The organism is Iodobacter fluviatilis (genome assembly GCF_004194535.1).
GTDB lineage: Bacteria > Pseudomonadota > Gammaproteobacteria > Burkholderiales > Chitinibacteraceae > Iodobacter > Iodobacter fluviatilis_A.
On sequence record NZ_CP025781.1, the window covers coordinates 3,573,546 to 3,588,195 of the forward strand.

Here is a 14,650-nt window from a genome sequence, read left to right on the forward strand (position 1 = left end):
ACTAAATTTGAGAAACAAGCAATACAAAGCAATATATTACTTCTTCTATTGAACTGAACGCGTTGCAGAGCAATAAGTGCAACGAGTTAACCCGTTAAAGTCTGGCGACCATAGCGAGGTGGCCCCACTCCTTCCCATCCCGAACAGGACAGTGAAACACCTTAGCGCCGATGATAGTGCAGATTACCTGTGTGAAAGTAGGTCATTGCCAGACCCCCATTAGTAGTAAAGACGTAGTAAACAAAACCCCCGTACTCGAAAGAGGCGGGGGTTTTGTTTTGGGTGGAAGAAAAAGAATGGAAGGTTTTGTTGTAAAAAATACTCGATCTCACCCTTGTTTGTAAGTCTTGGTCTATCTCTGTCCATGTTAGAATTAAGCTTGTTGCTCTGCTCAAGGATTTAACTCATGTCTGGTAATACACTTGGTTTGTTATTTACGGTGACGTCTTTCGGTGAGAGTCATGGTGCGGGAATTGGCTGCATCGTTGATGGTTGCCCGCCAGGCATGGATTTGAGTATTGAAGATATTCAGGCTGAATTAGATCGGCGTAAACCGGGTACTTCACGGCATGTGACTCAGCGTAAAGAGCCAGATACGGTAGAGATTTTATCTGGCATTTATGAAGGAAAAACTACGGGCACACCGATTGCATTGTTGATTCGTAATCAAGATCAGCGCAGTCAAGATTACGGTAAAATTGTGGAGACATTCCGCCCAGGCCACGCAGATTACACTTACTGGCATAAGTACGGTATTCGAGACCCTCGCGGCGGCGGGCGCTCGTCTGCACGCGAAACTGCGGTACGCGTTGCCGCTGGTGCAATCGCTAAAAAATGGCTACGGGAGAAATACGGTATCGAAATTCGTGGCTATATGAGTAAACTTGGCGAATTAGAGATTCCATTCAATAGCTGGGATGAGGTAAACGGCAACGCCTTCTTTGCACCGAATGCAGGAATGGTGCCGCAGCTTGAAGACTATATGGATGCGATTCGTAAAGAACGCGATTCAGTAGGCGCGCAAATCACTGTAGTGGCTGAGCATGTGCCGGTGGGCTTGGGTGAGCCAGTATATGATCGCCTTGATGCAGAAATTGCTTATGCCATGATGAGTATTAATGCGGTAAAAGGCGTTGAAGTTGGCGCGGGCTTTGCAAGTATCGCGCAAAAAGGCTCGGTACATTGCGATGAGCTTACACCAACGGGTTTTGCAAGCAATCATGCTGGTGGTATTTTGGGTGGCATTTCTACTGGGCAAGATATTGTGGTTAATTTGGCGGTTAAGCCTACCTCTAGTATTGCCCAAGAGCGTAACTCGATTGATAAAGAGGGCAATCCAGTGCTAATGGCAACTACAGGGCGGCATGACCCGTGCGTGGGCATTCGTGCCACACCGATTGCTGAGGCGATGTTGGCCTTAGTGTTGATTGATCATGCTTTGCGTCATCGTGCCCAGTGTGGTGATGTAAAAGTGGGTACCCCACAGATTCCTGCTAAAAGGATTTAATCATGCTAAAAGGATTGGCACTTGTTGTTTTATTATTAAGTGGCTGCGCTACACCGCCGTTTTTGGCTTCGGTCAGCGTGCGGCATACTTTGGCGAGTGCCCCTGCTGCGCATAAATTTACCTTTGAGCGCGATGCCTCACAAGTGCAAAGCTTAGCTCAGCGTGATTTTGAAGAAGACGTATCTGCCGAGCTAATGAGTAAGGGCTATGTGTATGTGCCGAATATGAGTGCGGCAGATTGGTTGGTGCGCTTGCAGTATCAGGTGGATGGCGGTAAAACGATTACCTCGCAAGAGCCTATTTGGGGAACGGTAGGTTTTAGTACTTACTATCGCCGAGTTTCTACCTCAAATGGTGTGGTTTTAGTGCCTTATACCCAGGCAGAGAATGGTATTGTTGGTAGCCGCCCCGTGAGTGACACCGTTTTTAGCCGGCAGTTAAATTTAGATATCTTGGATAAAAAGGATTTGGCAGCTGGGCGCTTTGCTAAAGTGTTTGAAGGCAGAGCGATCAACCGTAGCCGAGATGATGCCATTGAGCCTGCCGTGCCTTGGCTTATTCGGGCGCTATTTGAGCAGTTTCCAGGTGTTTCTGGCTCTACACGTGAAGTTAAAATTATTTTGCCAGAGCAATAATTGATTGATTTACGCAAGTCTCAAATAAAAGATGCTCGGTACTTTAAACGCCGTACATTTTATGCCATTCATGGTTGGGCATCTTTTTGTTAACGAAATAGACGCTTGCGCACTCAGCATCATTCATTAAATCGGAAAGTCCTGTGACACCTGAACAATATTGTGAAGATAAAGCCGCAAAAAGTGGCTCTAGTTTTTATTATAGCTTTCGATTTTTGCCATTAGAGCAAAGGAAAGCCATTACCGCTTTATATGCTTTTTGCCGTGAAGTGGATGACGTGGTGGATGAGTGCCATGAAGAAGCAGTGGCTAGAACTAAATTGGCATGGTGGCGCAGTGAAATTGATCAGCTATTTGCAGGCTCGCCCCAGCATCCAGTAACTAAAGCGTTATTAACAGCAATTAAGCAGTACGATTTGCAACGTGAGTTATTTATAGAAATCATCGACGGTATGGAGATGGATCTAGATATGGCTCGTTATAATAGCTTTAAAGATTTGCAATTGTATTGCTACCGAGTAGCCTCAGTTGTTGGGCAAATGGCGGCGCAAATCTTTGGCTTTACCGATCGTGGTACGCTTAAATATGCCCATGATTTGGGTCTAGCGTTTCAATTGACTAATATCATTCGTGATGTGGGTGAAGACGCGCGTCGCGGCCGCATCTATTTGCCGGTCACTGAATTACAACAATTTAATGTGCCCGCTGCTGATATTCTAGCTTGTCGTGATACCCCTGAATTTAGAGCGTTAATGGATTTCCAAATAGAGCGTGCTGAGCAATATTACGCGCAAGCAATGAGTCAATTACCTGAGGTAGATAAAAAACAGCAGCGCACCGGCTTGGTTATGGCGGCTATTTATCGTGCCACGCTAAAAGAAATTCAAAAAGATGGTGTGGGGAAGGTATTGAATCAGCGTATTTCTTTAACGCCAATTCGTAAATTATGGCTGGCTTGGAAAACGTGGTGGTTTTAAATAAAAAATTATCCGTAGCGGTATTGGGAGGTGGCTACGCCGGTATGGCAGCTGCCGCTGAGTTAGCTAGCCTAGGGGTTAAAGCCAGCGTCTTTGAAGCCGGTAAAGTCTTAGGCGGACGGGCAAGACGGGTGGAGTTAGCCGGCCAGTCTTTTGATAACGGCCAGCATCTTGTGATTGGTGCGTATACCGAATTACTAGCCATGATGGCCAAAGTGGGCGTGGATTACGAGGCGGCTTTTTTGCGCATGCCAATGGAGCTGGTGGTGGAGCCGGGCTTTCGTTTGGCTTGCCCAAAGCTCCCTGCGCCTTTGCATTTGGCCGTTGGCCTGATTTTTGCCCAAGGCTTAACTTGGGCAGAACGCTTTGCTTTACTACGGGCGATTCGAGGAGCACAAGCGGCGAATTGGCAATTGGTCGAGGATGTAAGCGTTAGCCGCTGGCTAGTAGACCAAAGCCAGCCTAAGGTGTTAATTAGCCGTTTTTGGCAACCCCTAACCGTGGCGGCTTTAAATACACCGCTTGAGCTGGCGTCTGCACAGGTTTTATTGAATGTGCTTAGAGATAGCTTGGGTGGTGCACGGGCCGCTTCAGATTTATTACTGCCTAAGATCGATTTCTCTGCTTTGTTTCCCGATGCGGCAGAGCGTTTTATTCAGCAGCGAGGTGGGCAGGTTTATCGTTCACGTCGGATTAGTCAGCTAGCAAAAACGCCTGAAGGTTGGCGTTTGGATGGAGAGGCTGAGTGCTTTGATGCCGTTATCTGTGCATTACCACCCTATGGATTAGCGCCTGTGCTGGCTACGCTGCCGCAGCTAAAGGCTTTTGGGGATTGGATCTATCAGCCGATTGTTACGGTTTATTTGCAATACGATCAAAGCACGCGGCTAGCCAGACCCATGCAGGGCTTGAGCGATTCGCTAGCGCAGTGGGTGTTTGATCGTGGCTTTACTCACGGCATGGATGGTTTGATTGCGGTAGTGATTTCAGCCACTGGCTCGCACCAGTTTTTGCCACAGGAAGAGCTGGCAGCGGCGGTAGTGGCGGAGCTGCATCAGCGTTTAGCATTGCCTGCTGATGTTATATGGCAGCGGGTAATTACAGAAAAGCGCGCTACCTTTGCTTGCACTCCCTCTATGCAGCGGCCAAGTAATCAAACGGCGGAGCGCGGCTTTTGGTTAGCAGGGGACTACACTAGGGGATTGGCTGGTTGCGGTGATTACCCAGCAACCCTAGAGGGGGCGGTAAGAAGCGGGGTGGCTGCGGCGCAGGGTGTGGTTCAAGAGTTAATAATTAAAATAATGGAGGAATGACATGGGTGATTGGAAAAACTATCAGGCACCGGTTGGTGCATTTCGAAGCCGTGTGATTTTAGTGACAGGTGCAGGGCAGGGTATTGGTGCCGCAGCGGCTTTGGCGTTGGCTGAATACGGAGCAACCGTGATTCTGCTGGGCCGTAATGAGAAAAAACTCGCTAAAGTTTACGATGAGATTGAAGCTGCGGGCTATCCGCAACCAGCAGCGATTCCCTTTGATTTGGCGAAATCGGGCGAGGCAGAAATTGCACAGATGGCGGTGCTTATTCAAAAAGAATTTGGCCGTTTGGATGGCATCTTGCATTGTGCAAATGGCTTTAGCCATTTGTCACCCTTGGCCAATCAAAAAATGGACGAGTGGATGGACATGTTCAAAGTGAACGTCGCCGCCCCATTTGTGTTGAATCGCGCGCTATTCCCGTTGCTTAAAGCTGCGCCTGATGCCAGTATTTTGCTGCTGGGTGAAACGCATGCATTTGCGCCAAATGCGTATTGGGGTGGGTATAGTGTGAGCAAAGTTGGGCAAAAAAACCTGGTGGAGATCGCGGCTTCTGAGTGGGATAGTATGGAAAACCTGCGGATTAATCTCTTAGTGCCGGGCCCGATTCAATCGCCATCGCGCTTAAAAACGCACCCAGGTGAAACACGCGAAAGCTTGCCGCCTACTGAATCCATCTTACCGGCGATTTTGTACTGGATGGGCGACGCTAGCCGTGGGCAGAGCGGTCAAACTCTGCAACTCGTAAGTGAAATGTAAAAAACTTGGTAGGTGGGGAACTTGCTAGCGATTATTTGATCCTAGTCACAGTGCTATAGCTTGTAGTGCTTCTTCATCCCCTTAGTGCCCCACCGTAGTGGGGCTTTTTTTTGCAGGTTGAGTATTTTTAGTGTAAAGAAAATCACCCCAAGAGGCTATTTTCTTTACATCAAATAGATCTTATTTGCCGAAATATTTGCTGTAGATTTTTTGGTAAGAGCCATCTGCTTTTACATCAGCGAGGCCTTTGTTTAATTTGGCAAGTAGTGCAGCATTGCCTTTTTTAACCGCAATGCCGTAAAACTCTTTATCAAAGCTGGTGTCATCAATGAGCTTAAAGCCTGAATTTGGATTGTTGATGAGGTAGTTTTTTACCACGCTATTATCACCAATCACAGCATCCACGCCACCGGCTTTTAATTCTTGCAATGCCAATACGATGGTTTCAAAGCGACGGATATTGGTATTTGCTTTGCCGAAATGCTTTTGCGCAACGATATCACCCGTCGTACCGTTTTGTACTGCCATTTTTTTTGTTTTAAGATCTGCTAATTTAGCCACAGGGCTTTTTGCAGAAACGACGATCAATTGCTTGGCTTCAAAGTAAGGTGCAGTGAAATCCATTGATTTTTGGCGTTCTGGGGTAATGGTTACCGCAGCAATAACGATATCGCGTTCGCCATTATTTAAGCCAGCAAACAGGCCTTCCCAAGGGGTATTGATCACTTTAATGGGCAGGCCAGCTTTAGCCGCAACCGCATGGATTAAATCAGCATCAAAACCTTCGACTTCTTGTTTTTTATTTAAAATCTCGAACGGAGCAAAGGTGGCATCCGTGCCAACAGCCAGTGTGCGTTCGGCAAATGCAGGAGCAGCAATCAGGCTGGCGGTCACTAAAGCAGCAAATAACTTACGTAGGTTTTTCATTAATCCATCCTTGTTCATGAGTTTAATAGCATTACGAAACGGGCGATGTCAGTCAATGCTGAGCTTCGCCAATTGCATCATAAATTTTACCGATTATGGCTTTTACTCCATTGCCACGCGATGCAGACAAAAAGCGAGTAAGCCCTAGTGATATCAGCCATGACTCGCAATCAAAAGCCTGAATCTCTGTGCGGGTTTTTCCTTGGTAGGCGGCGATCAGGAGCACCAGCAGCCCTTTAACGATACGTGATTCACTATCAGCAGCCAGTTGTATCTGCGCTTGTTGCCAGCCTATGGTGAGCCATGCCGTACTTTCACAGCCCACAATGCGATTGGCGTCGTTAAGCTCGCTGGTAGGTAAGGGAGGCAAATCGCGTGCCAATTGCACCAGCAGGCGATTTTTCCCCTCCCAGCCGTGGGCACCTGCTAGTTTGCGCTCTATTTCTGCTTTATTCATGCTAATAATTCCAATGTTTCGCTCAGAGCAGCAAGGAGCGTATCAATATCGTTGTGGGTGTTATACGCAGCAAAAGAGGCGCGTAATGTGCCTGATAGCCCAAGGCTAGCCAGTAAAGGCTGAGCACAGTGATTACCTACCCTTACGGCAATCTCTCGGGCGTCTAAAAATTGGGCGACGTCGTAAGGGTGGGCGTGGGTAAAGGCCATTGATACAACAGGGCCTTTTTGTAGGGCGTTACCAATAAGGCGTATGCCCTCGATTTGGCTGAGACCTAGCTCTAATTGCAGCCGCAATAAATGTTCATGCTGGGCAATGGCGACGCGGTCTTGTGCTTGTAACCAATCTAGCGCAGCGGCAAAACCAATCGTCTGGGCAATGGCGGGCGTGCCTGCTTCAAAACGTGCGGGGGCTTCGGCATAGCTGGTTTGGCTAAATGAAACACGCTCTATCATTTCGCCACCACCTTGCCAAGGTGGCATGCTGCTTAATATTTCGCTGCGTGCCCATAAAGCCCCGATACCTGTTGGGCCGTAGGCTTTATGGCTGGAAAACACATAAAAATCGGCGTTGAGCGCTTGCACGTCGATGATTTTATGCGCCACCGCTTGCGCGCCATCGACCAATACCTTGGCGCCATAGTGATGAGCGCTGTTAATGAGTTCGGCAATGGGGAGTTCGCTGCCAATTGCATTAGAAATATGCGTAAGGCCAACCAGCTTGGTTTTATTGGAGAGTAGCGAATGAAAATGTTCAAGATCTAAGCTGCCATCGCGTAATAACTGAATCGGCTTGATGACGGCGCCGCAGCGCGTGGCCAACATTTGCCATGGCACAATATTAGCGTGGTGCTCTAAGGTGCTGAGTAAAATCTCATCGCCTGCTTGCAAATTTGCCGCGCCCCAGCTATGAGCAACTAAATTGATAGCTTCGGTGGCCCCACGGGTGAAAACGATTTCATTGCTGGAACGGGCATTAAGAAAATGCGCTACGCTGCTTCTGGCGTTTTCAAAGGCATCGGTTGCGGCAACAGCAAGCCGGTGTGAGCCACGATGCACATTGGCATTGGCAGTTTCATAGAAATGACGCTCAGCATCCAAAACCTGCAGCGGTTTTTGAGTGGTGGCTGCATTGTCGAGGTAAATAAGTGCTGGTGTACGCGCCAGTAAAGGAAACTGGGCACGTAGTGCGTAGGCATCAAACATGGCGGCTCAAAGTCGATATGGGAAGGGATTGTAGCGTGCAAGCGGGCTATAACGCACGCCCATCCTACGGGATAGTATTTACTGGCTGAGTTTACGCGCTAATTCATCCGTCACAAAGAGGCGGCAGGATGCAAATTATTTATAGGGGAAACAATTGTTTAAGTTCGCGCTTTTACTTGGAGCGGCCATTTTTTAAATTCAACCCACTGAGTGTTTTTTATCACTAAAGTTGTGAGTCTGCATACGCATGGTTTAAGCTTTGCTCTTTGCCCATCTCTTTTCGCAAATCTCCTATGACCACTTCCTTTTCTGCTGCTCCTCCCTATAAACAAGCCGTGTCCGCACTGATTGTGATTCATACACCTGATCTACAGGTATTGCTCTTGGAGCGGACTGATTTTAATGAAGCTTGGCAGTCGGTTACAGGAAGCCGAGAGGGGGAAGAGTTACTGGGGCAAACGGCACGCCGTGAAGTGTTTGAAGAAACAGGGATAGATACGCAGCTGTATAAATTACGCGATTGGCAGCAAAGTCACGATTTCGAAATTTTTGAAATCTGGCGTCATCGCTATGCACCAGGCACAACGCATAATACCGAACACGTTTTTAGCCTAGAAGTGCCATTCACACTGGATATTGCTCTTGCTACTAGCGAACACCGGCGGTTTAAATGGGTGGGTTGGATACAAGCGGCTGAAATGGTGTTTTCTCCATCCAATGCCGATGCGATTCGCAGCTTGCCAGAGCGATGCGGGCATTAATTGGCTGATTGGATAGAACCCCTAGCAGGGGTTTAAACTTGGTCTATCAGCCATTTTTTTAGCATGCTGTGCAGCTGCAAAGGGATGATGGGCTTGGCAAGATGGTCATTCATGCCGACGGCTATACAGGTTTTTTTGTGTGATTCTAACGCATCGGCTGTGAGAGCAATTACGGGCGTGCTATCGCCCCTGGCGCGCATTTGCCGAGTAGCTTCTAGGCCATCTAATATCGGCATTTGCAAATCCATGAGTACTAAATCATAGTGGTGGCTAAGCAGCTTATTCAGAGCTTCCTCACCGTTATTTGCCTCATCACACGTTATTTTTACCAGTGATAGTAGCTCTCGGGCCACTAAGCGGTTAATGGCGACATCATCGACAACCAGCACATGTTTGCCAGCAAAGGTGAGGGTTTGTTCCGCGTCGCTTGAGTTGGCAGATGTGTGCATTTGGTCAGGTGCGAGAGGTAAATTTAGGGTGAAACTAAATTGGCTACCAATGCCAAGCTGGCTTTTGACTGTAATATCGCCCCCCATGAGTGCCACCAGTTTTTTACTGATGGATAACCCAAGCCCTGTGCCGCCAAAGCGGCGAGTCGTGGAGTTGTCTGCTTGGCTAAAAGGCTGAAATAGGCGCTGGATTTGCTCCGTAGTCATGCCAATTCCTTGATCTCTGACGGCAAAAGTGAGCTGGGTATTATGACTATAGAGCTCTAAATGTATTTCGCCTTGTTGGGTGAATTTAATGGCATTGCCGAGTAAATTAATTAATACCTGCGTTAAACGTAAGGCATCACCTTTGCGCCATTCTAATAATTGCGCAGGGATATTCAATTTAAGCAGCAGCCCTTTTTCTTCCGCTCTAAATTGTAAAAGCGACATCACTTGGTTCATGATGCGGCGGCAAGAAAAAACCTCGTTTTCTAGCTCTAGACGATCTGCTTCAATTTTAGAAAAATCGAGAATATCGTCAATCAATGCAATCAGTGTATTAGTGGATTGGGTAAGCTTTAGCAGGTAATCTTGTTGTTTTTCATTCAGCTCGGTGTGCTTAAGTAGGTGTGCAATGCCGTGAATGGCATTCATCGGTGTACGAATTTCATGCGACATATTGGCTAAAAATGCGCTTTTGGCACGCGTGGCGGCTTCGGCGGCTTCTCTGGCGCTATTAAGCTCGGTCACATCCATCATGGTGGTTTCGATATGGCTGGGCTCGCCATCGGTGTTGTAAAGTAGGCGGCTGGTGGTGAGCGCATCCAGAATTTTCCCGTTGCGGTGGCGAATTTTAATGGCGTAGCGGCTCACTCTTCCGTGCTTTAACACCATCTCTTGGAGTTGGTTACGCTCTTGTGGGTTGGAAAAAAAGTTAAGCGAGGGCTCGCCTAATACATCTTCAGAGCTATCTGCACCAAGGATATTGAGCATAGCGGTATTGATGGCGAGAATTTTCCCACTTACTAGCTCAGTTTTTAAATAGCCAGTGAGCATGCTTTCCACGATGGCCCTAAAGCGTGATTCGCTTTCTCTGAGGGCTTTTTCGATGCGGTTTCTTTCTGCCAGTTCGTTTTCTAAATCTTGGTTTACGGTGCTGAGCTCTTGGGTGCGAATAGTGACGCGGTTTTCTAGCTCATCGTAAAGGCGTGCGTTTTCTATTGAAATGGCCGCCTGAGTGGCAAGGGCAAGGATGACTTCTTGTCGAGCAGGGGTAAAGGTGCCCGCAGCCAATGGGTTTTCTAAGTAGTAAACACCTAATAACACCCCTTGCTTAATGATAGGACCACTGAGTAAGGACTTTACGCGGGTGCTATGCACATAGGGGTCGCGCTGGAAGCGCTCATCTAAACTCGCATCATCGAGGGCCACCGTTTCTTGTGTCCGCCATACATATTGCAAAATGGAGGCTGCGACCGGTAGGCTGCGGCTATTTTTATGCCGAACAATAATGGTGTCATTTTCGATAATCCCCACTGTTTTGAGTCGTGGTTGTGCATCTTCTGCCAAGATCAACGCACCCATCGTGGCGCCAGCGCTCTCAATCATTAATTCGGTTAGTCTTAGCAGTAGTGGGTCAAGTGCAATTTCGCTGGCAATGGCTTGCGTGGCTTTTAATACTCCAGCGGAAGAGAGCGCTCTGCCACTAAGCGTATCCTCCTCGGGCGGGATGAGTTGCCAAACGCTGCTAAATTCATGCCGCAGTGATTTGGCTAAGCCTTTGGCTCCCCAGTGTTGCAGGCTGAGGGTTGCCTCTCTTAAATGATGAGTGGCGTAAATAGGAAACCCATGGTTAATCCATAATTTACAGGTTTGAATTTCACCCAGTGCCACATCTTGGATAAAGCCTTGGTTGCGGGCTGCTGCGGTGGCTTGGTGGCAATGACGTAGTGCTATTTCGTGCTGCCCTTGCAAGAGTGCGATTTGCGCATCGAGCATCAAGAGTTTGTGGGCGAAGTTGGCAGGGCAATCTAGGCTCCATAAGGCGAGTTGCTCACGTAATGCCTGAATTTCTTGAGTTTGCTTAGCATTGGGTGCGTTGGCACTTAAGCCCATGGCGAGTAGCCAATGTGCATCAAAATTAGAAATAAACCCCATGATGTAACGGCAAAGAACCAAGCCTTGGCGGGCATGATGAATCACTTCCTCATAGCGGCCAGCAAACAGCATCCGTTGTGCATGGTAGATGTGATAAAAACATAGCGATGAGCGCTTGTCCCCTTGCTCACACTCCTGCACAAATTGCCTATCTGTAAGACTGTGGCTATCCCAATCCTCTGTAGTAAAAGCCGTCACCGAGATGCGTAATGCCTGTAGTGTATCGATAGCCCATTGGTTTTTATTGGCAATGCATGTTTGTAGGGTTTGCTCGATGCGCTCGTTTAATTTTGCCAGTGGCAGACCGCTGATAAAACGGTGCAGTACATCGGCGCAATATAGGTAGCCGATGAATTGCTGATCGCCAGTCATGAGACCCGCATTGATGCTGTCTTGAATGAGCGGCAATGAATCGTGCAGTGGCTTAACCCAAGGCAAACAACCCACCGCGTAGGGCCAGCCGGTTCTACATTTAAGTGCCAGCCCATCTAATGGCTGGATAAGCTGATAGCCTAGGCTGGCAAATTCAAAGCCACGCTGGCATTGGCCAAAGAGCGAGCCAAGTAAAACGCCAAAGGTGCCATAACCTTTACAAATCTCTATGGAGTTGCCGTGCTCTAAGGCCGTAAGCACCATGCGGGAAATAATAAAGGGGTAGTAACTAGGATTGCCAAATGAAGTGGCGGTATCTAAGTTAAGCAGGGTTTTTTGAATTAACCGTTGGCAGGGGTCGCTTAATAGCGGTAGTTGGAGCAAATCACTGGGAAGGCGGTTTGCCATGCGGGCTTCGATTTGCTGCAAAATATTTTGGAAAGCAGCTTCTGGGTCTTGTGGCCAAGCGAGGCCCAGTAGCTCCAAAGCCTCACGCCCCGCCTCTATCGCGCCTTGATAATCGGCGCTCAGCGTTTTGCCAATAATTAATAGGTTTTGAAATTCGGCTTTTTCAAGCACGCTATGTAAGCGTGGCATCGTGGCTAAAATAATGGCCTCTGATGTGGCTAAATCACCGGATAAAAATGCGGCTTGGGCTTGGGTGTAGTTTAGACGGACCAGTAGCGGGTAGTCGCCTTGCCAAAAGTTTTCATTATCAAGTAGGCGTTGTGCATTGCCCGTAAAGAGCTTGGCACTGGCATGGGCAGCTAAGCCGATGGCTTTGTCGGCTGCCTGTAAAAACAAATGCGCCAAAATACGATTTTGTTCAGGGTTTTGCGCGAGGAGTACCGCATTTAAGCCCGCACTCAATTGCTGCACGATAATAAACAAATGCTCTTGTAAGGCGGAGCCTTCGTGCTGGCTCATTAGGTGATAGGCGATGCGTAGGTGTGTGTCTTCTTGCTCGGTTTTATTGAGAATGGAATAGGCGGCTTGCTGTACACGATCGTGCATAAAACGAATTTGCTTGGGCTTGCCTGCATCATTGGGGATTTCTGTCATGAGTTCGGCTTGGCGTAAAATCGTTAAGCTGTCTTGCGTGACGCTGCTGCTAAGCCCTGTGATGTTGGATAAATCGGCTAGGTGGCAGGTATTGCCAAAGCAGGCTGCCGAGCTGACTAATTGCTGCACATGGTTGGGTAGACGGTGGAGCTGTTCAATCACCAGCTCAACGACGTTTTCTGCCACATTAAAGGTGGCCAGTAGGGGGATGTCCCAGGCCCATAGGCGAGTGCTCCGATCCCAGCAAATCAGCTCTTCATCGACTAATGTGCGTAGCAATTTGCCAATGAAAAAGGGATTGCCACCGGTTTTTCTATGGATAAGGCTGGCTAATGGCATGGTGTGATCTGCTAAGTGCAACACATCATTAAGCAGATTATTGACTTGCTCGACAGTGAGCGGTGCAAGCTCAATAAAGGTGCAGCGTACATTTTGAGTACGCCATTCTGCCTGTGCCAATAGTAAAGCATGGCCTTGGTTGACTTCAGTGTTTCTATAGGCCCCAATTAATAATAAATTTTTATTATGGCTATTGGTGAGTAATTGGCCCATTAAATCTAAGCTGGCAGGATCGGCCCATTGTAAATCGTCTAAAAACAATACTAAGGGTGATTTAGCTTGGCAAATGCCTTGGATAAAATTTACTAGGGTTTTGTTATAGCGATGGCGTAATTCCGCGGGGCCAAGCTCAGCCACGGGCGGCTGAGGGCCAAGCAGCCATTGCAGAGCGGGAATGGCATCAATCAGAATTTGGGCATTGCTACCAACAGATTCTAAAACGCGGCGTTGCCATTGCTCTGGATTTGGCTCGGCCAGCCATTGCCTCACTAATTTATCAAAGGCGCTAGATAGTGCTGCATAGGGAATGCTGCGCTGGAATTGATCGAACTTGCCTTCGATAAAAAAACCATCCGACATAATAATGTCAGGGCGTAGTGACTGAACCAGCGCGCTCTTACCTATGCCTGAATATCCAGCGATTAGCACCACTTCCGTAGCTTGTGTGCGGCTGCGGGAAAAGGCATCTAAAAGACTAAGCCGCTGCTGGTCGCGGCCATAAAGGGTGTTGGAGGGGTGCAGTACGCCTGGCTCATCATCTTCTCCAAGTGGAAAAAGTGCGGTTTGGCCATTGCTTAGCCGCTCGGTGCAGCGTTGTAAGTCATTAGCTAAACCTGCTGCGGTGTAATAGCGCTTCTCGGGGATTTTTTCGAGTAGCTTCATAATGATGGCGGACAGGGCGGGGGGGTATCCGATATTTCGCTGGGTGAGGTCGGTATTTTGGCTAGGTGTGCATGGATTAACGACAGCGTGTCGTTGCTATTAAAAGGCAGCTGGCCGGTAAACATGCGGTAGCAAATAACGCCCAATGTGTAGAGATCACTGCGTGGATTAACGTCTGAGCGTAAACGCCCCGTTTGTTCGGGAGAGAAATATGCTGCGCGATGTATTTGTGGGTCGGCTTCGCCGCCATCTGCCATGCCAACAAAGTGTACGGTATGGTCGGGCGCAATAATGATGTGGTCTGGCCAAAGCCTGCCGTGGGGTTTGCCACAAGCGTGCAGAGCGGCGAGCGCTTGGGCTATGGCGGTAGTACGTTGCAGCTTTCTGGCGAGCGTAATGGCTAATTGTAAGGTGGTGCTGGGGCTATGTCCTGCTTCATTCATTAAGTCTTCAAGGGTGCGGCCAGGGCAATCCTCTAGTACCAACACCATGGATGCGCCGTGCTTGAATAGATCGAATACTTGTGGGGTATGTTTGGTGTGAATTTGTTCGAGTAATTCACGTTCAACCGTGAGGGCGATGCTCGCTCGGGGTAGGGCTTGAATACGTAAAAGACATGGCGTGCCATCACTACGAGCGCCGCGATGCATACTGCCTGTCTTGTCTTGATAAAGCGTGCTCTTTAGACTGTAGCCAGGGATGTTCACTCTTACTCCAAGCGAAAAATATTTAGATCAATGTGATCTTGTGTTGGGTGAGTGTCCCAAAGCCTGTGTGCGTTATATTGTACGGATATCGTAGAAATTGAATTTCCTAGGGCGGATAAATTCGCGCCCTAGGGAAAAATAATCACCCTTGAAGAGCC

At 48.3% G+C, this 14,650-nt stretch carries 11 protein-coding genes and 1 rRNA gene; 7 read left to right on the plus strand and 5 right to left on the minus strand.

Annotated elements, in window-relative coordinates; genetic code table 11:
* Positions 1-100: 100 nt before the first annotated feature.
* From rrf to C1H71_RS15840, 6 genes are all read left to right on the plus strand, one after another.
* Positions 101-214: ribosomal RNA gene (gene rrf / locus C1H71_RS15815) — 5S ribosomal RNA — on the plus strand.
* A 192-nt stretch (positions 215-406) separates the two neighbouring features.
* The gene (aroC, locus tag C1H71_RS15820) at positions 407-1,507 is read left to right on the plus strand and encodes a chorismate synthase (RefSeq protein ID WP_130107408.1); all 1,101 of its coding nucleotides are present in this window, start codon (positions 407-409) and stop codon (positions 1,505-1,507) included.
* A 2-nt stretch (positions 1,508-1,509) separates the two neighbouring features.
* The gene (locus C1H71_RS15825; RefSeq protein ID WP_130107409.1) at positions 1,510-2,142 is read left to right on the plus strand and encodes a DUF4136 domain-containing protein; all 633 of its coding nucleotides are present in this window, start codon (positions 1,510-1,512) and stop codon (positions 2,140-2,142) included.
* A 143-nt stretch (positions 2,143-2,285) separates the two neighbouring features.
* Positions 2,286-3,119: a presqualene diphosphate synthase HpnD gene (gene hpnD / locus C1H71_RS15830; RefSeq protein WP_130107410.1), complete on the plus strand. Its 834-nt coding sequence runs from the start codon at positions 2,286-2,288 to the stop codon at positions 3,117-3,119.
* On the plus strand, positions 3,110-4,432 hold the full coding sequence (hpnE, locus tag C1H71_RS15835; protein WP_223145897.1) for a hydroxysqualene dehydroxylase HpnE: 1,323 nt from the start codon (positions 3,110-3,112) through the stop codon (positions 4,430-4,432). The genes hpnD and hpnE overlap by 10 nt, the downstream gene beginning before the upstream one ends.
* A 1-nt stretch (position 4,433) precedes the next feature.
* The gene (locus C1H71_RS15840; RefSeq protein WP_130107412.1) at positions 4,434-5,192 is read left to right on the plus strand and encodes an SDR family NAD(P)-dependent oxidoreductase; all 759 of its coding nucleotides are present in this window, start codon (positions 4,434-4,436) and stop codon (positions 5,190-5,192) included.
* A gap of 180 nt (positions 5,193-5,372) precedes the next feature.
* Here C1H71_RS15840 and C1H71_RS15845 read toward each other — a convergent pair whose 3' ends face one another.
* The 3 genes from C1H71_RS15845 to C1H71_RS15855 are packed head-to-tail and all read right to left on the minus strand — an operon-like array spanning position 5,373 to position 7,781.
* The gene (locus tag C1H71_RS15845; protein ID WP_130107413.1) at positions 5,373-6,119 is read right to left on the minus strand and encodes a basic amino acid ABC transporter substrate-binding protein; all 747 of its coding nucleotides are present in this window, start codon (positions 6,117-6,119) and stop codon (positions 5,373-5,375) included.
* A 52-nt stretch (positions 6,120-6,171) separates the two neighbouring features.
* On the minus strand, positions 6,172-6,576 hold the full coding sequence (locus tag C1H71_RS15850; protein WP_130107414.1) for a SufE family protein: 405 nt from the start codon (positions 6,574-6,576) through the stop codon (positions 6,172-6,174).
* Positions 6,573-7,781, minus strand: coding sequence for a SufS family cysteine desulfurase (locus C1H71_RS15855; RefSeq protein ID WP_130107415.1), 1,209 nt, complete (start codon positions 7,779-7,781; stop codon positions 6,573-6,575). Before C1H71_RS15855 ends, C1H71_RS15850 begins: the two co-directional genes overlap by 4 nt.
* Positions 7,782-8,074: 293 nt before the next feature.
* Here C1H71_RS15855 and nudB point away from each other — a divergent pair, with 293 nt between their 5' ends.
* Positions 8,075-8,542 (plus strand): dihydroneopterin triphosphate diphosphatase, encoded by a 468-nt coding sequence (gene nudB / locus C1H71_RS15860; protein WP_130107416.1) that lies wholly within the window; start codon positions 8,075-8,077, stop codon positions 8,540-8,542.
* Positions 8,543-8,574: 32 nt separating this feature from the next.
* Here nudB and C1H71_RS15865 read toward each other — a convergent pair whose 3' ends face one another.
* Complete coding sequence (locus C1H71_RS15865) at positions 8,575-13,785, minus strand: AAA family ATPase (RefSeq protein WP_130107417.1); 5,211 nt, start codon at positions 13,783-13,785, stop codon at positions 8,575-8,577.
* Positions 13,782-14,492, minus strand: coding sequence for a serine/threonine protein kinase (locus tag C1H71_RS15870; protein ID WP_130107418.1), 711 nt, complete (start codon positions 14,490-14,492; stop codon positions 13,782-13,784). The genes C1H71_RS15865 and C1H71_RS15870 overlap by 4 nt, the downstream gene beginning before the upstream one ends.
* Positions 14,493-14,650: the final 158 nt, after the last annotated feature.